This window comes from Streptomyces sp. CB02923 (assembly GCF_001905005.1).
In the GTDB taxonomy this organism is placed as follows: Bacteria; Actinomycetota; Actinomycetes; order Streptomycetales; family Streptomycetaceae; genus Streptomyces.
This window is the reverse complement of record NZ_LWKZ01000023.1, coordinates 641,805-659,885: the sequence shown is the minus strand read 5'-3', so window position 1 is coordinate 659,885 and position 18,081 is coordinate 641,805. Positions and strand designations below refer to the sequence as shown.

12 protein-coding genes are annotated in these 18,081 nt (G+C 71.7%); 4 read left to right on the top strand and 8 right to left on the bottom strand.

Going from position 1 to position 18,081, the window contains the following annotated elements:
- Positions 1 to 8: 8 nt before the first annotated feature.
- Together A6A06_RS21055 and A6A06_RS21050 are read right to left on the bottom strand one after the other, a co-directional pair.
- Positions 9 to 338, bottom strand: coding sequence for a branched-chain amino acid transporter permease (locus A6A06_RS21055; RefSeq protein WP_073762820.1), 330 nt, complete (start codon positions 336 to 338; stop codon positions 9 to 11).
- Positions 331 to 1,104: an AzlC family ABC transporter permease gene (locus tag A6A06_RS21050; RefSeq protein ID WP_079194177.1), complete on the bottom strand. Its 774-nt coding sequence runs from the start codon at positions 1,102 to 1,104 to the stop codon at positions 331 to 333. The genes A6A06_RS21055 and A6A06_RS21050 overlap by 8 nt, the downstream gene beginning before the upstream one ends.
- A gap of 62 nt (positions 1,105 to 1,166) precedes the next feature.
- On the opposite strand from A6A06_RS21050, the gene A6A06_RS21045 reads away from it, so the two are divergent.
- Entirely contained in the window at positions 1,167 to 1,625 is a 459-nt protein-coding gene (locus tag A6A06_RS21045; protein WP_073762818.1) for an Lrp/AsnC family transcriptional regulator, read from the top strand.
- Between the two features lie 3 nt (positions 1,626 to 1,628).
- Here A6A06_RS21045 and A6A06_RS21040 read toward each other — a convergent pair whose 3' ends face one another.
- From A6A06_RS21040 to A6A06_RS21015, 6 genes are all read right to left on the bottom strand, one after another.
- Positions 1,629 to 2,354 carry a response regulator gene (locus A6A06_RS21040; protein WP_073763282.1) on the bottom strand — a complete coding sequence of 242 codons (726 nt, stop codon included), beginning with the start codon at positions 2,352 to 2,354 and terminating at the stop codon, positions 1,629 to 1,631.
- Positions 2,355 to 2,493: 139 nt separating this feature from the next.
- Entirely contained in the window at positions 2,494 to 3,732 is a 1,239-nt protein-coding gene (locus tag A6A06_RS21035; RefSeq protein WP_073763281.1) for an MFS transporter, read from the bottom strand.
- A gap of 155 nt (positions 3,733 to 3,887) precedes the next feature.
- The gene (gene narI, locus A6A06_RS21030; protein ID WP_073762817.1) at positions 3,888 to 4,667 is read right to left on the bottom strand and encodes a respiratory nitrate reductase subunit gamma; all 780 of its coding nucleotides are present in this window, start codon (positions 4,665 to 4,667) and stop codon (positions 3,888 to 3,890) included.
- On the bottom strand, positions 4,664 to 5,425 hold the full coding sequence (gene narJ, locus A6A06_RS21025) for a nitrate reductase molybdenum cofactor assembly chaperone (RefSeq protein WP_073762816.1): 762 nt from the start codon (positions 5,423 to 5,425) through the stop codon (positions 4,664 to 4,666). Before narJ ends, narI begins: the two co-directional genes overlap by 4 nt.
- Entirely contained in the window at positions 5,422 to 6,972 is a 1,551-nt protein-coding gene (narH, locus tag A6A06_RS21020) for a nitrate reductase subunit beta (RefSeq protein WP_073762815.1), read from the bottom strand. The genes narJ and narH overlap by 4 nt, the downstream gene beginning before the upstream one ends.
- Before the next feature lies 1 nt (position 6,973).
- On the bottom strand, positions 6,974 to 10,669 hold the full coding sequence (locus tag A6A06_RS21015; protein ID WP_073762814.1) for a nitrate reductase subunit alpha: 3,696 nt from the start codon (positions 10,667 to 10,669) through the stop codon (positions 6,974 to 6,976).
- A 244-nt stretch (positions 10,670 to 10,913) separates the two neighbouring features.
- Here A6A06_RS21015 and A6A06_RS21010 point away from each other — a divergent pair, with 244 nt between their 5' ends.
- From A6A06_RS21010 to A6A06_RS21000, 3 genes are all read left to right on the top strand, one after another.
- A complete protein-coding gene (locus A6A06_RS21010; RefSeq protein ID WP_073762813.1) occupies positions 10,914 to 12,119 on the top strand; it encodes a TIGR04053 family radical SAM/SPASM domain-containing protein in 1,206 nt (401 codons plus the stop codon).
- Between the two features lie 122 nt (positions 12,120 to 12,241).
- Entirely contained in the window at positions 12,242 to 13,192 is a 951-nt protein-coding gene (locus tag A6A06_RS21005) for an alpha/beta fold hydrolase (protein ID WP_073762812.1), read from the top strand.
- Between the two features lie 231 nt (positions 13,193 to 13,423).
- A complete protein-coding gene (locus tag A6A06_RS21000) occupies positions 13,424 to 18,001 on the top strand; it encodes a HAMP domain-containing protein (protein ID WP_199931030.1) in 4,578 nt (1,525 codons plus the stop codon).
- The last annotated feature ends 80 nt before the right edge of the window (positions 18,002 to 18,081 follow it).

Below are 18,081 nucleotides of genomic sequence, written 5' to 3'. Positions count from 1 at the left end.
TTCAGGCTTCAGGAAGCGAAGACCGTGCTGGACAGGATCACGTGGACGGCGGTGCCGCCGAGGATGCTCAACAGCGCGTTGCGGCGCCACAGGTGCAGACCGACCGTGACGGACAGGGCGGCCAACGGGGCCAGTCCGCGTGCGTGGGTGACGGAGAGGTCGCGCAGGCAGTAGGCGAGGAGGATCACCATGACGCCTGCGGGCATGCGCCTGCTGAGGTACTGGACGGTGCTGCTGGACCGCAGGGGTGTGAGGGCGGCGAAGGGCAGGGCGCGCACGGCCCAGGTGACGGCGGCGGCGACGAGGACGGCGGCAATGGCGTAGCGCGTGTCAGGCATGGCTCGGTTTCTTGCTGGTGGTGAAGTGGCGGGCCAGGAGGGCGGCAGTGAACAGGGCGAAGGCGGCCAGGAGCATCTCGTCGGGGAAGAGGAGCCGGGCGGCCAGGGCGCTGAGCAGGGCGAGTGCGGGGGTGGGCAGGTCGCCGCGCAGGTCACGGACCGCGTCGAGGGCGAGGACGGCGAACAGGGCCGTAAGGGCGAAGTCCAGACCGGTGACGCTGTGCGGGATGAGGGAGCCGAGCAGGGCTCCGGCAGTCGCGCTGCCTGCCCAGTACATGTGCAGGAAGAATTGCAGCCACAGGATGCGCCGGCCGGACCAGGAGCGGGCCCGCTCCCCTGTGGAGAGGGCGTACGCCTCGTCGCACAGGGCGAACGTGCTGTACGTCCTGCCGAGGCGGCCGGAGATGCGGTGCAGGGGGAACGACAGTGCGTAGAAGACGTGCCGGACGTTGACCATGAACGCGGACAGGGCTATCACCGCCAGCGGGGCCGCGGCGGTGACCATGCCGATGAGCAGGAACTCGAACGATCCGCCGAAGGCGAGGGCCGCGGACAGCCCCGCCCACCACCAGTCCAGGCCCGACTGCGGCACCAGCGCCCCGAAGGCGAGGCCGACCACGACGAATCCCAGGCCGGCGCCGACGGATTCCTTGAATGCCGCCCGCGCCTCGGACGGCGTAGCGGGCGGTGTCACGGGCGGAGGGGCGGGTGATGGGGCGGGCGCCGGGCGAGGCGGGCTCCCGGTGGCGGCGGGGCTTATGTCCATGGGGAAATTTTAGGACTAATCCCGCCTCATATGGTTGCTGATTATCGCCCTAGGATGGCCATGTGAGCAATGAAGTGACTCTTGATGCGGTTGATCGCGACATTCTGTTTCACCTGAGCCAGGACGGCCGGCTGACCAACGTCGAGCTGGCCAAGCGGGTCGGCCTGACCCCGCCGCCCTGCCTGCGCCGGGTCAGACGGCTGGAGGAGGCGGGCGTCGTCACCGGGTACCGGGCCGTCATCGATCCCGAAGCGGTGGGCCGCGGGCTGGAGGTCCTCGTCGCCGTCGAGATCTACGCCCAGGACCGCACCAGCTTCGAGGAGTTCGAGGGCACCGTGGCCTCCTACGAAGAGGTCGTGGAGTTCCGCCGGATGTACGGGCGCCCCGACTACTTCCTCCGCGTCGCCGTCGCCGACCACGCCGCCTACGAAGCCTTCCTCACCGGCCGGCTCAGCTGCCTGCCCGCCGTCCTCCGTCTCGAATCCCATCTGACGATGAAGGAGATCAAGACGGGTCCGTGAAGCTCAGCCCGTGCCGACCGACCGCCGGCCGCCGCCGGTTGCCGGGCCCTGGGTGGCTCCGAGCGCCTGGGTGGCGATGACCGCGGCCTGCACCCGGCGTTCCACGCCGAGTTTGGCCAGCAGGCGGGAGATGTTGTTCTTGACCGTCTTCTCGGCGAGGTAGAGCCGCTTGCCGATCTCCCGGTTGGTCAGCCCTTCGCCCACCAGCGCCAGGATCTCCCGCTCCCGGTCGGTCAGCCCGGGGAGGCCCTGCTGCGGTTCCTCCCGCTCGGTCTCGCCCCGCAGCCGGGCCATGACGCGGGCGGTGGCACCGGCGTCGAGCAGTGAATGGCCGGCGGCCACCGTCCGTACGGCGTTGACCAGGTCGGTCCCGGTGATCTGCTTGAGCACGTAACCGGCCGCCCCCGCCATGATCGCGTCCAGCAGGGCCTCCTCGTCGTCGAACGAGGTGAGCATCAGGCACACCAGGTCCGGCATGCGCGAGCGCAGCTCGCGGCACACGCTCACCCCGTCGCCGTCCGGCAGCCTGACGTCCAGGATCGCCACCTGCGGACGCAGGGCGGGTACGCGGACCAGCGCCTGCTCGGCGGTGTTCGCCTCCCCCACCACGGTCAGGTCCGGTTCGGCGTCCAGCAGGTCGTGCACGCCGCGGCGCACCACCTCGTGGTCGTCGAGCAGGAAGACGCTCACCGGTGCCTTCGTCGGTGCGTCGGCGGGGTTTTCCGTCATCATGCAGCTCCGATGTTCCTGGTCGGGCCCGCCCCCACGGGCGTGCCCCCTGCAGCCTGCCGCACGCCGGGGCCGGAGAGCCAGGGCCGGACGGCCCTTCTTGCCACCGGGCGGGGTGGGCAGAACGGCCCCGGCGCACTCACACGGGTCGCGTGGCGTCCGTAGGGGGCGCGGCGTCCGTAGGGAGCGTGGCGTCCGTAGGGAGCGCGGCGTCCGTAGGTGCCGTGGCGTGGGCGGCGGCCCGCCGGACCCGGGTGACGGTGAAGGCCAGGGCTGCGGCCGAGACCAGCGCCAGCAGGAGCAGGCCCAGGGCGTAGGTCCCCGCGGCGCTGAAGATGACGCCCATGACCAGCGGGGGGATGAATCCGCCCAGGCCGCCCGCGGCGCCGACCACGCCGGTGATCGAGCCGACCTTGTTCGCCGGGGCCAGGAGGGCCACCAGGGCGAAGGCGGCGCCGCTGCCCGCGCCGAGCGCGGCGGCCATGGCCAGGAAGGCGAGGGTGCCCACCGGAGCGAGCGGCGGGGTCGCCGACTGCACGGCGGCGCCCACGGCGACGACGGCCAGGGCCCCGGTGAGGACGCGGACCGGGCCCACCCGGTCCGACAGCCAGCCGCCGACCGGGCGCATGGCCACCGCCAGCAGGACGAAGCCGGCCATCCGGTCGGCGGCGTCGGACTGGCCGAGTCCGTAGCCGGTCTTCAGGTAGGTCGGCAGGTAGACCGAGAAGGCGACGTAGCCGCCGAACGCCACGGCGTACAGGGCGGATGCCTGCCAGGTGAGGGACAGGCGCGCGGTGTCGGCCAGGCGGCGGGTCAGCGGTTCGGCCGGTACGGTGCGGCCGGGCGCGTCCCGCAGCAGCACGGCGGCCAGGACGGCGTAGACGGCGAGCGCCGCCGCGGTGATCAGGAACGGGTTGGCCATGCCGTGCGCGTCGACCAGCTTGACGGTCGTCAGCGCGCTGACGGCGGTGCCGCCCATGCCGGCGCCGAAGACGCCGATCGCCAGCCCGCGCCGCTCCGGCGGGAACCAGCCGCTGACGAACGGCACGCCGACGGCGAAGGCCGTGCCCCCGATGCCCAGGAAGAACCCGCCGGCCAGCAGGGCGCCGAGCGAGGAGTGACCGGCCAGCCCCAGGTAGAGCACCGGCACGATCGTCGCGGCGGACACCAGGGGGAACATCACCCGGCCGCCGTACCGGTCGGTCAGCGCCCCCACCGGGACGCGTCCCAGCGACCCCACCACGACCGGCACCGCCACCAGCAGGGACTGCTCGAACGAGCTGAGTTCCAGGGTCTCCTTGAAGCGCGGGCCCAGTGGACTCAGCAGCGCCCACGCCCAGAAGTTGACGGCGAAGCCCAGCGTCGCCAGCGCGAGCATCATCGACGGCCGCCCGGCCGGGACGGCAGGGCCCGCTGCCCTCGGCGGGGCGGTGTCGACGGTGTCCTCAAGCGCGCGCATCGTGTACCTCTCGGTCATCGGATCGTTCCGGGAGCCGCCCGGTGCGGGACCGCGTTGTGGCGGCCGGAGCCGGTTCACCGGGGCGCCCCGGGTCCGGCCGGCCCGCGCCGGGCGGGGTCGGCGGGATGCCCGCCGTACACCGGGGGAGCCGCCTTCCGGCGGTAGACCAGGTACGGGCGGCGCAGGTAGCCGACGGGGGCGCTCCACACGTGGACGAGGCGGGTGAAGGGCCAGACCGCGAAGAGCAGGCACGCGCTCAGGGCGTGCAGTTGGAACAGGAGGGGCGCGTCCGCGATGGCCGCGGGCTGGGGTTGCAGCAGGAACAGTCCGCGGAACCAGACCGAGACGGTGGAGCGGTAGTCGTAGCCGCCCCCGGCGATGTTGTGGACGACGGTGGCGGCGATGCCCAGTGCCACGGTCACGGCCAGCAGCGGGAAGAGCACCTTGTCGCTGTGGCTGGTGCGGGTGCGGATGCGCGGGGCGAGCAGGCGCCGGGCGCTGAGCATGCCCAGCCCCGCCACCATGGCCGCACCGGCCACGGTGCCGAGAGCCACCGCCACGGTGTGGTAGGCGTGCTCACTGATGCCCATCGACCCGGTCCAGGACGCGGGCACGGCCAGGCCCACGACGTGTCCGCCGATCACGGCGAACGCGCCGAGGTGGAACAGCGGGCTGCCCCAGCGCAGCCAGCGGTGTTCCAGCAGCTGGCTGGTGCGGCTGGTCCAGCCGAACTGGTCCTTGCGGTAGCGCCAGACGTGCCCGGCGACGAAGACGGCCAGGCAGATGTAGGGAACGGCGACCCAGAGCAGCAGGCCGGTGCCGTCCGTCGCGGTGAGGGGGCCGGCGGCGCTCATCGGCGGGTCTCCGTATCCATGGGGCCGGTCAGCGGGGGCATCAGGGTCGGCTCGGCCGGCCGGGGCGGTACGAACGTGCCGGGCGGGGCGAAGCCGGTGCCGCGGTACGGGTCGAGGCCGACGTCCTCGGCCGGTGGGCCTTCAGCGGCCAGCCGGGCCACCGCCTCCAGGTCGGCGGCGCCGGCCGGGGGCAGCAGGGACAGCAGCGCCGCGATCGGTCCGGCGTACGGGGACCGCGCCTCCGACAAGGCGTGGTGGATGAGCACCAGGCCGCGCCGGTGCCTGCGCAGCGGTGCCTCTCCGGCGCGCGGACCGGCCAGCGCGGCGAATTCCAGGACGACGGGCAGGTGGTCGGGGAGTTCGCCGCTGTCGGCGTCCCACCCGGCGGCCCGGTAGGTCTGGGCGAGGGTGAGCAGGGCCATGCCCCGTCGCCGGGTGTCGCCGTGCAGGTAGTAGGTGAGGTAGAGGCTGCTCTTGCGGCGCAGGTCGAAGACCTCCACGTAGTGGCTCTCCAGCGTTTCGGCCGGCTGGGCCGCGAACCAGGTGGTGAAGGAGGCGAGTTCGTCGGCGGCGGCCGAGGGCGGCAGTGCGTGCACTGCCGCGGTCAGCGCGGGCCGCCCGGCGGTCAGTTCGGCGTCCGGGTACTGCAACAGGAGCGACAGCAGTCGCAGCAGGAGCGCGCGCTGTGCGGTCTCTTCGGGGCCGGGGCGGACGCGGCGCCCGGCTGTCGGGCGGATACGGGTGCGCAGGGTGCTCATGCGGTCTCTCCTGCGGGGTCGCCTGCGGCGGCGGTCCGCCGCCGCAGGGTGGGAATGCCGAGCATGGTCTTGCGGCCAGGGCCGGGCGGCGCGTCGCCCGCGCTCTCCACGGGGCAGCGGTCCTGCATCGCGCTGAGCGCGGCGGCGTCCTCCTGATGGGCGGCGGGGACGACGTACCGGTCGGAGTACTTGGCGACGGCCAGCAGCCGGTGCAGGTCCTCGGTCTGCGCGGGGGTCAGGCCCACGGCTTCGAGGGCACTCGCGTCGCCTGGTCCGCCGAGGGTGCGCTGCCGCATGTGGCTGCGCAGCGCGGTCAGTTTCATCAGTACTCCGGCGACGACGTCGGTGTCTCCGGCGGCGAAGAGGTTGGCCAGGTAGTCCAGCGGGATGCGCAGGCGGGTGACGGCGGCGAAGACGTGGTCGGGGTCGTCGGCGTCGCCGCCCGCCTCGCCGACGGCGTCCAGGACCGGGGACAGGGGCGGTACGTACCAGACCATGGGCAGGGTGCGGTACTCCGGGTGCAGCGGCAGGGCCACCTTGTACTCGCTGATCAGGGCGCGTACGGGTGAGCGGCGGGCGGCCTCGATCCAGTCCTCGGGGATGCCGGACCGCCGGGCGGCCTCGCGGACGCCGGGGTCGGCGGGGTCGAGGAAGACGCTCCGCTGGGCGTCGAGCAGGTCCTTCTCGTCCGCCACGGCGGCGGCCTCGCCGACGCGGTCGGCGTCGTAGAGGACCAGGCCGAGGTAGCGCAGGCGTCCGACGCAGGTCTCGGAGCAGACGGTGGGCTGTCCGGCCTCGATGCGCGGGAAGCAGAAGGTGCACTTCTCGGCCTTGCCGGTGGCGTGGTTGACGTAGACCTTCTTGTACGGGCAGGCGGTGACGCACATCCGCCAGCCGCGGCAGCGGTCCTGGTCGACCAGGACGATGCCGTCCTCGGCCCGCTTGTACATCGCGCCGGACGGGCAGGCCGAGACACAGGCCGGGTTGAGGCAGTGCTCGCACAGCCGCGGCAGGTGGAACAGGAAGGTCTGCTCGAACTCGAACTTCACCCGTTCGGCCAGGCCCCCGCTCAGGTTGGGGTCACCGGCCGCCGTCTCGGCCGCGCCGCCCAGGCCGTCCTCCCAGTTGGCGCCCCAGGTGATGGACGTGGGTTTCCCGGTGAGCACCGAGCGGGGGCGGGCGACGGGCACGTCCTGGCCGGCGGGGGCGCTGACGAGGTTGTCGTAGTCGTAGGTGACCGGCTCGTAGTAGTCCTCGATGGCCGGCAGGTCGGGGTTGGAGAACAGGGAGGCCAGGCGCTTGAGGCGGCCGCCGGAGCGGAGCACCAGGCGCCCGCGGCGGTCCAGTGCCCAGCCGCCCTTCCACTGCTGCTGGTCCTCGTAGCGGCGGGGGTAGCCGACGCCGGGTTTGGTCTCGACGTTGTTGAACCAGGCGTACTCCACACCGGTGCGGTTGGTCCACGTCTGTTTGCAGGTGACGGAGCAGGTGTGGCAGCCGATGCACTTGTCGAGGTTCATCACCATCGCCACTTGGGCCATGACGCGCATGTCAGTACTCCACGTCCTGGCCGCGGCGGCGCAGCACGGTGACCTCGTCGCGCTGGTTGCCGGTGGGGCCGTAGTAGTTGAAGGCGTACGTGAACTGGGCGTAGCCGCCGGCCAGGTGCGACGGCTTGAGCAGCAGCCGGGTCAGGGAGTTGTGCATGCCGCCGCGCCTGCCGCTGACCTCCGTCTTCGGCACGTTCACCGTGCGGTCCTTGGCGTGGTACATGTACACGGTGCCCTCGGGCATCCGGTGGGTGACCACCGCGCGGGCCGCGACGACGCCGTTGCGGTTGTACGCCTCGATCCACTCGTTGTCCTTGACGCCGATCTTCCCGGCGTCGGCGGTGCTCATCCAGATCACCGGCCCGCCGCGGGACAGGGCGAGCATGTAGGCGTTGTCCTGGTACTCGGAGTGGATGGACCACTTGGAGTGCGGGGTGAGGTAGCGGACCGTCACCTCGGCGCGGCCGTCCTCGCCCAGGTGCTCGTCGCCGTAGTGCCGGGCGGTGTTCAGCGGGGGCCGGAACACCGGCAGTTGTTCGCCCAGCTCGGTCATCCAGTCGTGGTCGACGAAGAAGTGCTGGCGGCCGGTGAGGGTGTGCCAGGGTTTGCGGTGCTCGACGTTGATGACGAACGGGGAGTAGCGGCGTCCGCCGGTCTCGCTGCCGGACCACTCGTACGACGTGATCACCGAGCGGGGCTGGACGCGGGTGTCGGCGAAGGTGATGCGCTCCGCCTCGCGCTCGGCGGCCAGGTGCGCCAGCCCGGTGCCGGTACGTTCCTCCAGCGCCTTGAAGCCCTCGGTGGCCAGCCGCCCGTTGGTGGTGCCGGACAGGGCGAGGATGGCCTCGCACATGTCCGTCGCGGTGGCCAGGGACGGGCGCCCGTCCGCCGCGCCGCCGCGCCGTACGCCGTTGGTCCGCCGCAGGTGCTCCAACTCCTGGTCCGGGTGGACGGTGACGCCCTTCGTGGTGGTCCCGAGCCGGTCGAGGAGCGGCCCGACGGCGCGCATCTTGTCCGCCACCGCCGCGTAGTCCCGCTCGATGGTCACCAGCTTGGGCATGGTGCGTCCGGGGACCGGCGCGCACTCGCCGGCCTTCCAATCGGCGACGACGCCGCCGGGCTGGGCCAGTTCGTCGGGCGTGTCGTGCTGGAGGGGCACGGCCAGGACGTCGGTGCGGGTGCCGAGGTGCTCCGCGGCCAGTTCGCTGAAGCGGTCGGCGATGGTCAGGAAGGTGTCGTAGTCGGTCCGTGCCTGCCAGGGCGGTGCGATGGCCGGGGTGAAGGCGTGGACGAAGGGGTGCATGTCGGTGCTGGACAGATCGTCCTTCTCGTACCAGGTGGCAGCCGGCAGCACGACGTCGGAGAACAGACCGGTGGAGGTCATCCGGAAGTCCATGGAGACCAGGAGGTCGAGCTTGCCCTCGGGGGCCTCCTCGTGCCAGACGACGTCCCGGGGCCGCCCCGCGGGCGGTGTCTCCTCGGAGCGGACGGCCGCGTCGGTGCCCAGGAGGTGGCGCAGGAAGTACTCGTTGCCCTTGCCGGAGGAGCCCAGCAGGTTGGCCCGCCACACGGTCAGCACGCGCGGGAAGTTGGCGGGGTCGTCCGGGTCCTCGGCGGCGAAGCGCAGCGCGCCGGACGTCAGGCCCTCGACGATGTGCTCGGCCACGGGACGGCCGGCGGCGGCCGCCTCGTCGGTCAGGTCCAGCGGGTTGCGGTTGAAGCCGGGGTGGCCGGGGGTCCAGCCCATGCGGACGGCCTGGGCCAGGCAGTCGGCGGTGGAGCGGCCCGTGAAGCGGCCCTCGCCCAGCGGGGAGGCCAGTTCGTCCGGGCCGAAGGCGTCGTAGCGCCACTGGTCGGTGGCCAGGTACCAGTAGGAGGTGCCGGCCATGTGGCGGGTGGGCCGCTGCCAGTCGAAGGCGAACGCGAGGTGCTGCAGGCCGGTGACGGGGCGGACCTTCTCCTGGCCGACGTAGTGGGCCCAGCCGCCGCCGTTGACGCCCTGGCAGCCCGTCATGGTGGTCAGGGCCAGGAAGGCGCGGTAGATGGTGTCGGAGTGAAACCAGTGGTTGGTGCCGGCGCCCATGGCGATCATGGAGCGGCCCTCGGTGCGCTCGGCGTTGCGGGCGAACTCCCGCGCGATACGGGCCGCCTGCGCGGCGGGGACCGAGGTGATGGTCTCCTGCCAGGCCGGGGTGTACGGCTGGGAGGCGTCCTCGTAGGAGGACGGCCACGTACCGGGCAGCCCGGGGCGGCGCACGCCGTACTGGGCCAGCATCAGGTCGAAGACGGTGGTCACCTGCCGTCCGCCGATCCGGCGGACCGGGATGCCGCGCGCCATCACCCCGCCGCCCTCGGTGGGGCCCTCGTCGAAGCGCGGCAGCGCCACGGTGGCCGTGTGTCCGGCCCGCTCCAGCAGGCTCAGTTCCGGTTCGGTGTCGCCCAGTTCAAGGTTCCAGCGGCCCTTGCCCTCCTCGCCCCAGCGGAAGCCGAGCGAGCCGTTGGGGACGACGGGCCGGCCGGTGGCGCGGTCGAGGAGGACGGTCTTGTGGCGCGCGTTCTCGCTCGTGTCGCCGAGGTCGGCCGCGGTCAGGAAGCGGTCCGGCACCAGGTCGCCGTCCCGCTCGCGCAGCGTGACCAGGAACGGGGCGTCGGTGAAGCGGCGCAGGTAGTCTTCAAAGTAGGGCGTGGCGCGGTCCACGAGGAACTCGCGCAGGATCACGTGTCCCATCGCCATCGCCAGGGCCCCGTCCGTCCCCGGGTGCGGGGCCAGCCACTCGTCGGCGTGCTTGACGTTGTCGGCGTAGTCCGGGCTGACGGCGACGACCTTGGTGCCGTTGTAGCGGGTCTCGGTCAGGAAGTGGGCGTCCGGGGTCCGGGTGACGGGGATGTTGGACCCCCACATGATCAGGTAGCCGGCGTTCCACCAGTCGGCGGCCTCCGGCACGTCCGTCTGGTCGCCGAAGACCTGCGGCGAGGCGACGGGCAGGTCCGCGTACCAGTCGTAGAAGGACAGCAGGGTGCCGCCGATCAGCGACAGGAAGCGCGTCCCCGCGGCGAAGGACGCCATCGACATCGCGGGGATCGGCGAGAACCCCGCCACCCGGTCGGGGCCGTGGGTCTTGACGGTGTGCACGTGGGCGGCGGCGACCAGTTCGGCCACCTCGTCCCAGTCGGCGCGCACCAGCCCGCCCTTGCCGCGGGCCTTCTTGTACGCACGGGCCTTGGCCGGGTCGCCGGTGATCTCCGCCCAGGCCGCCACCGGGTCGCCGAGCCGGTGGCGCGCCTCGCGCCACATCTTCAGCAGCGTGCCGCGGACGTACGGGTAGCGGACGCGGCTGGGCGAGTAGGTGTACCAGGAGAACGACGCGCCGCGCGGGCAGCCCCGCGGCTCGTACTCGGGGCAGTCGGCGCCGATCGACGGGTAGTCGGTGGCCTGGTGCTCCCAGGTGATGATCCCGTCCTTGACGTAGACCATCCAGGAACAGGAACCGGTGCAGTTGACGCCGTGGGTGGAGCGCACGACCTTGTCGTGGGACCAGCGGTCGCGGTAGAAGCCCTCCCACCGCGGGTCCCCCGTGCCGAACACGGCACGTCCGTCCTCGCTCACCTCGCGGCGGTTGAGCAGCCGCCGGCCGGCCAGCGGCCAGCCGCGTTCTCCGGCAGCCTGCGTCGGGCCGCCGACTTGTTCGTTCTCCATGAAACCGAACTTAAATCGCCCTCATACGGGTCTCGGTGGGCGAAGCGTCCCGCGGCGCAGGGCCACAGGACCCCGATTGTTTTCGGCCATCCGGGACCAACGACCCTGCGCCGGGGCCGGCAGCCCCCGGCGGTGCGTGCCTGGTCAGCCGCATGCTGGGGGTGACCGCATCGGAGGTACCGCTCATGTACGACCACTCCCGGCGGGCGGCCGGCCGCCCCGCCCCGTCTCCGTCGACCACCCGGTGAGCGGCGCCCGCCCGGTCCGCCGGCAGCATCAGGATGCCGCGGACAAGCCGTTCATCGTCATCTGGGAATCGACCCGCGCCTGTCCCCTGGCCTGCCTGCACTGCCGGGCCACCGCGGTCCCGGACCGCGATCCCCGCGAGCTGGACACCCGGGCCGCCAAGGGCCTGATCGACCAGATCGCCGCCTTCGGGCGGCCCGCTCCCCTGTTCGTCATCACCGGTGGCGACCCGTTCCGGCGCCCCGATCTGCTGGAACTGATCGTTTACGGCACGCTGGCCGGGGTAAGGGTCGCCGTCTCGCCCTCGGGCACCCCCACCCTGACCGCGCGGAACCTCCGGGCGGTGCGGGAGGCGGGGGCGGTGGGCCTGTCCCTGAGCCTGGACGGCTCCACCGCCGCACTTCACGACGGCTTCCGCGGCGTCCCCGGCGTCTACCGCTGGACCCTGGACGCCTGGCACACCGCCCGCAGTCTGGGCATGAAGGTCCAGGTCAACACCACGGTCAGCCGGCACAACCTGCACGACCTGCCGGAGATCGCGGCGCTGGTCCGCGAGCACGGAGTCATGCTGTGGAGCGCGTTCTTCCTCGTGCCCACCGGACGCGGCAGGCAGCTGGCCGCGCTCGGTCCCGGGGAGTGCGAGGACGTCCTCAACTTCGTTCACGACGTCGGGCTGTCCGTACCCGCCAAGACCACCGAGGCCCACCACTTCCGCCGCGTCGCCCTGCAACGCGCGGTACTGGACGCCAAGGGCGAGGACCACGTCGAGGCGCTGCGGCTGGGACCGCTGTACCGCCGGCTCCGCGAGCGCGCCGAAGAGCTGGGCCTGGTCACCGGCGGGCGCCGGGCCCGCCGACCGCCCCTGGACGTCAACGCCGGCCGGGGCTTCGTCTTCGTGTCCCACACCGGCACCGTGCATCCCAGCGGCTTCCTCCCCCTCGGGGCGGGCAACGTGCGCACCCGCCCGCTGCCGGTGATCTACCGCGAGTCGGAGCTGTTCACCGGCCTGCGCGACGCCGAACGGCTGGGCGGCCGGTGCGGCCGGTGCGAGTTCCGGCGCGTCTGCGGAGGGTCACGCTCCCGCGCTCACGCCGTCACCGGCGACCCGTACGCCGAGGAACCCTGGTGCGGCTACGCACCCGGCTCGTTCCCCTACCAGCGGGAACTGGCGGACCTGTTGAACGGAGGCGCACCGGGCCGTTGAGAAGGCCGCGCACCCGCGCGTCCGTGTATTGCCGAACCATTCCGCAATTTTCGATTCGCGAACGCCTGGAGCGGCGGTACGTTGGCGCTCGACCGGCTTCTTTCGGCAGAGGTGGTACGGCGATGGGTGAGCAACGGGCGTCGCAGGTCGGCCCGTCGCGCATCCGGATGGCGTACGAGAGTTTCGGTGCGGACCAGGCGCCTGCCGTGGTGCTGGTGATGGGCGGCGGCGCGCAGATGATCGCCTGGCCCGAAGGGTTCTGTGCCGAACTGGTGGGACACGGCCTGCGGGTGATCCGGTTCGACAACCGGGACACCGGCCGGTCGTCGCACTTCCCCGACGTCGCGGTCCCCGGCCCGGGGACGGTAGGGGACGGCCCCTTCTCCCCGGTGTCCTACACCTTGTCCGACATGGCCGGCGACATCATCGGCCTGCTCGATGTGCTGGGCCTTGACCGTGTCCATCTGGTGGGGGCGTCGCTGGGCGGGATGATCGCCCAGACCATGGCCATCGAGCATCCCGCGCGCACCCGGTCGCTGACGTCGCTGATGTCCACCACGGGTGACCTCTCGGTGGGCCGTTCCGACCCCGCGGCGCTCGCCGCGCTGGGGGCGCCCCCACCGGACCGCGAGGGCTTCATCGCCTGGCAGCTCCGGGCCCTGCGGACGGTGGGGTCTCCGGGGTACGCGTTCGACGAGGCCGCGGTGGCGGAGCGGGCCGCACGCGCTTACGAGCGGGGCCACGATCCCGCGGGCATGGTGCGCCAGTTCGCCGCGGCCGCGGCTTCCGGCGACCGCACGGCGCAGCTCCGCGCGCTGCGCGTTCCGGCACTCGTCATCCACGGCACCGACGACGTACTGATCGACATCAGCGGCGGGCGCGCCACCGCCACCGCCGTTCCCGGCGCCGGGCTCGCCATCATCGACGGCATGGGGCACAGCCTCCCCCGCGCGCTCTGGCCCCGGCTCGCCCTGCTGATCGCCCACCTGGTCCACCGCGCCGAGGACCCCGGCCGGCGCGCCCCGTACGACGGCCTGTCCGCTCTGCCCGTAGCCGCCTCCCGGAGCCGGTGAGGCAGCCGGAGACAGGGAGCGTCCGGGATCTCCGGCGCAACGGGAAGGACCGCGAAAAGTGAGGTTGTCAGGTCTTCCGCAGTGACGCCGCAGGGTAGTCTTTCGAGTACTTGCCGTGCGGCAAGGTCACGAGGTGTCGGCGTGAGGCACAGGTGTGCGCGCCTTCGGGCCAGAACCACAGCGCCGTCGTGCCCTGCGCAGGGGGTCCGGTAAGTGGAACGAGGTTGCGGCATGGCTGCTGAGACGGCCGGTGAGAACGTACGCCCGGCGTCGCGGACGAGATCGGCGCGTACCGGGGCGAGGGTCGGGGAACCGGAGCTGCGCCAGCTGCTCGCGGGACTCACGGCCGTACGCGACGGGAACTTCGGGACGCGCCTGCCGGACGAGGACGACGGGCTGCTCGGCGAGATCGCCACCGTCTTCAACGGCATGGTCGACCAACTCTCCCAGTTCACCTCGGAAGTGACCCGGGTGGCCCGCGAGGTCGGCAGCGAGGGGCGGCTCGGCGGACAGGCCCAGGTCCCGGGTGTGTCCGGCACCTGGGCCGACCTGACCGACTCGGTGAACGTCATGGCCGGCAACCTCACCACCCAGGTGCGCGACATCGCGCAGGTGGCCACCGCGGTCGCGCGGGGCGACCTCTCGCAGAAGATCGACGTGGATGCCCAGGGCGAGATCCTGGAGCTGAAGAACACCGTCAACACGATGGTCGACCAGCTCTCCGCCTTCGCCGACGAGGTCACCCGCGTCGCCCGCGAGGTCGGCAGCGAGGGGCGGCTCGGCGGGCAGGCCGAGGTGCCCGGGGTGGGCGGCACCTGGCGGGACCTGACCGACTCCGTCAACTTCATGGCGGGCAACCTCACTTCACAAGTGCGCAACATCGCGCAGGTGACCACCGCGGTCGCCCGGGGCGACCTGTCGCAGAAGATCACTGTCGATGCGCGGGGCGAGATCCTGGAGCTGAAGACGACCATCAACACGATGGTCGACCAGCTCTCCGCCTTCGCCGACGAAGTCACCCGCGTCGCCCGCGAGGTCGGCACCGAAGGACGGCTCGGCGGACAGGCGCAGGTGCCCGGGGTGGGCGGCACCTGGCGGGACCTGACCGACTCCGTCAACTTCATGGCAGGCAACCTCACTTCACAGGTGCGCTCGATCGCGGCGGTCGCCACCTCGGTGGCCCAGGGCGACCTGTCGCAGAAGATCACCGTGGACGCGCGGGGCGAGATCCTGGAGCTCAAGAACACCATCAACACAATGGTCGACCAGCTCTCCGCCTTCGCCGACGAGGTCACCCGCGTCGCCCGCGAGGTCGGCACCGAAGGACGGCTCGGCGGCCAGGCCGACGTCAAGGGCGTCTCCGGTACGTGGAAGGACCTGACCGAGTCCGTCAACGTCATGGCGGACAACCTCACGGCGCAGGTGCGGTCCATCGCCGAGGTCACCACGGCCGTGGCGCAGGGCGACCTGTCGCAGAAGATCCGTGTGGATGCCCGGGGCGAGATCCTGGAGCTGAAGAGCACCATCAACACGATGGTCGACCAGCTCTCCGCCTTCGCCGACGAGGTCACCCGGGTGGCCCGTGAGGTCGGCACCGAGGGCAATCTCGGCGGGCAGGCCACCGTGCGGGGCGTGTCGGGCACCTGGAAGGACCTGACCGACAACGTCAACGTCATGGCCTCCAACCTGACCGGTCAGGTGCGGTCCATCGCCCAGGTGGCCGCCGCGGTCGCCAAGGGCGACCTGTCGCAGAAGATCATGGTGGAGGCGAAGGGTGAGGTGGCCGCGCTCGCCGGAGTGATCAACACGATGGTCGACACGCTGTCGGCCTTCGCCGACGAGGTCACGCGGGTGGCCCGCGAGGTCGGCACCGAGGGGATGCTCGGCGGACAGGCCCGCGTACCGAATGTGGCCGGTACGTGGAAGGACCTGACCGACAACGTCAACTCGATGGCGAACAACCTGACCGGCCAGGTGCGCAACATCGCCCAGGTCACCACCGCGGTCGCCAACGGTGACCTGTCGAAGAAGATCGACGTCGACGCCCGGGGCGAGATCCTGGAGCTGAAGACCACCATCAACACGATGGTCGACCAGCTCTCCTCCTTCGCCTCCGAGGTCACCCGCGTGGCCCGCGAGGTCGGCAGCGAGGGACGGCTCGGCGGACAGGCCGAGGTCGAGGGCGTGTCGGGCACCTGGAAGCGCCTCACCGAGAACGTCAACGAGCTGGCCGGCAACCTCACCCGGCAGGTGCGGGCCATCGCCGAGGTGACCAGCGCGGTCGCCGAGGGAGACCTGACCCGCTCCATCACCGTGGACGCCTCCGGCGAGGTCTCGGAGCTGAAGGACAACATCAACTCCATGGTGCGGTCGCTGCGGGAGACCACGCGGGCCAACCAGGAGCAGGACTGGCTCAAGAGCAACCTGGCGCGCATCTCCGGGCTGATGCAGGGCCACCGGGACCTCGCGGTCGTCGCCGAACTGGTCATGGACGAGCTGACGCCGCTCGTCTCGGCCCAGTACGGCGCCTTCTACCTGGCCGAGGAGTCCGCGCACGGCACCGTGCTGAGCCTGGTCGGCGCGTACGGCCGGCCGGCCGACAGCACCGGGCACGACCGCTTCAAACTGGGCGAGTCCCTGGTCGGCCAGGCCGCCCGCAGCCGTCGTACGATCGTCGCCGACGGAGTGCCGGGCGAGTACATCAGCATCTCCTGCGGCCTGGGCCGGACGGCGCCGGGCAGCCTGATCGTGTTGCCGATCAGCGTGGAGGACCAGGTCCTCGGCATCATCGAGCTGGCGTCCTTCACCTCCTTCACCCCCGTGCACCAGGACTTCCTCGAACAGCTCATGGAGATGGTGGGCGTCAACGTCAACACCATCGTCGCGAACGCGCGTACCGACGAGTTGCTGGACGAGTCGCAGCGGCTGGCCGGGGAGCTGCAGGCCCGCTCCGGGGAGCTGACGCGGCAGCAGGAGGAGCTGCAGCGTTCCAACGCGGAACTGGAGGAGAAGGCCGAGCTGCTCGCCTCCCAGAACAGCGACATCGAAACCAAGAACCTGGAGATCGAGCAGGCGCGGCAGGAGCTGGAGGACCGGGCGCGGCAGCTGGCGCTGGCGTCGAAGTACAAGTCGGAGTTCCTGGCCAACATGAGCCATGAGCTGCGTACCCCGCTCAACAGCCTGCTCATCCTGGCGCAGTTGCTGGCGCAGAACCCGACCCGCAACCTCACTCCCAAGCAGGTCGAGTACGCGGGCATCATCCACTCCGCCGGCTCGGACCTGCTCCAGCTCATCAACGACATCCTCGACCTGTCGAAGGTCGAGGCGGGCAAGATGGACATCACCCCGGAGCGGGTGGCGCTGCGGCAGCTCCTGGACTACGTCGAGGCGACGTTCCAGCCGCTGACCACGCAGAAGAGCCTCGACTTCACGATCAGCGCCGCGCCCGGCGTCCCGGTGGATCTGCTCACCGACGACGCGCGGCTGCGTCAGATCCTGCGCAACCTCCTCTCCAACGCGGTCAAGTTCACCGAACAGGGCAGCGTCGAGCTGCGGATCGAGCCCGCCTCCGACAGCGAACTGCCCGACACCGTGTACCGCGGTGGCCCCGTCGTCGCCTTCCGCGTCAAGGACACCGGTATCGGCATCGCCGAGCAGCAACTGGCGGTGATCTTCGGGGCGTTCCAGCAGGCGGACGGCACCACCAGCCGCAAGTACGGGGGCACCGGCCTGGGGCTGTCCATCAGCCGCGAGATCGCCCACCTCCTGGGCGGCGCCGTGACGGCCGAGAGCATCCCCGGGCAGGGCAGCGCCTTCACCCTCTACCTGCCCGTCGCGCGCTCCGACTTCCGGGAGCAGGCCGGCGCGGGACCGGCCGTCGAGGCACCGGCGGACGGAAGAGGGGAACGGCCGGAGATCCCGTCGCGTCCCCCCGTCGCCGCCCCCGCGCCGCCGCGCCGGCTGCTGGTGATCGAGGAGCGGGCCCGCGGGCTGCTCTCCCACGTGGCCGACAACGCGGTCGCCGAGCTCACCGGCGGTCAGGACCTGGGCGACCGCCCGGAGAACATCGAGGTCATCTCCGCCGTCGGTGCCCAGGAAGCCGCCGGCGCGCTGGCCGCCGGGCCGTTCCACTGTGTGGTTCTCGACCTGGACATGTCCAACAGTGAGGCCTTGCGGTTCCTGGAGGCGATGGACGGCGACACCGCCGTGCGCACCGTCGCCGTCCTCGCGCACAACAGCAGGCGCCTGGAGGCGGAGCAGGAACGCGTCCTTCAGGAGCGCGCCACCACCCAGCCGCTGGAACTGCTCTCCAGCCTCGACGAACTGCGCGAACGCATCGCCTTGCACCTGTCCGCCGAACAGCCCGGTGACGTGCTGCCCCTGGTACGGCCGGAGGAGCCCGTACGGCAGGCCCCCCAGCCCGTCGACGACAGCCTCAGCGGTCGTACCGTCCTCGTCGTCGACGACGACGCCCGCAACCTGTACGCGCTCAGCAGCATCCTGGAACTGCACGGCCTGAACGTCCGCCACGCGGAGGACGGGCGCAAGGGCATCGAAACGCTCGTCGAGCACCCGGACATCGACCTCATCCTGATGGACGTGATGATGCCCGAGATGGACGGCTACACCGCGACCGCGGAGATCCGGCACATGCCGGCCCACGCCCATCTGCCCATCATCGCCGTCACGGCCAAGGCCATGCCCGGGGACCGCGAGAAGAGCCTCGCCGCGGGAGCCAGCGACTATGTCACCAAGCCGGTGGACACCAACGATCTGATCGCCTGCGTCCGCCGGTGGCTGGCCGCCTAGGCGGGTACCCGGCCGGACACTTCCCCGTTCTGCTCACGCGACGCACCCATCGCATCGAGACGCACCCATCATCGAGGAAT

Bases quoted from the DNA above. Each gene is read 5' to 3' on its own strand.
- A6A06_RS21050 (WP_079194177.1), bottom strand. From the start codon at position 1,104: ATGGACATAAGCCCCGCCGCCACCGGGAGCCCGCCTCGCCCGGCGCCC.
- A6A06_RS21000 (WP_199931030.1), top strand. From the start codon at position 13,424: ATGGCTGCTGAGACGGCCGGTGAGAACGTACGCCCGGCGTCGCGGACG.
- narJ (WP_073762816.1), bottom strand. From the start codon at position 5,425: ATGAGCACCCTGCGCACCCGTATCCGCCCGACAGCCGGGCGCCGCGTC.
- narH (WP_073762815.1), bottom strand. From the start codon at position 6,972: ATGCGCGTCATGGCCCAAGTGGCGATGGTGATGAACCTCGACAAGTGC.
- A6A06_RS21055 (WP_073762820.1), bottom strand. From the start codon at position 338: ATGCCTGACACGCGCTACGCCATTGCCGCCGTCCTCGTCGCCGCCGCC.
- narI (WP_073762817.1), bottom strand. From the start codon at position 4,667: ATGAGCGCCGCCGGCCCCCTCACCGCGACGGACGGCACCGGCCTGCTG.
- A6A06_RS21015 (WP_073762814.1), bottom strand. From the start codon at position 10,669: ATGGAGAACGAACAAGTCGGCGGCCCGACGCAGGCTGCCGGAGAACGC.
- A6A06_RS21005 (WP_073762812.1), top strand. From the start codon at position 12,242: ATGGGTGAGCAACGGGCGTCGCAGGTCGGCCCGTCGCGCATCCGGATG.
- A6A06_RS21040 (WP_073763282.1), bottom strand. From the start codon at position 2,354: ATGACGGAAAACCCCGCCGACGCACCGACGAAGGCACCGGTGAGCGTC.
- A6A06_RS21035 (WP_073763281.1), bottom strand. From the start codon at position 3,732: ATGCTCGCGCTGGCGACGCTGGGCTTCGCCGTCAACTTCTGGGCGTGG.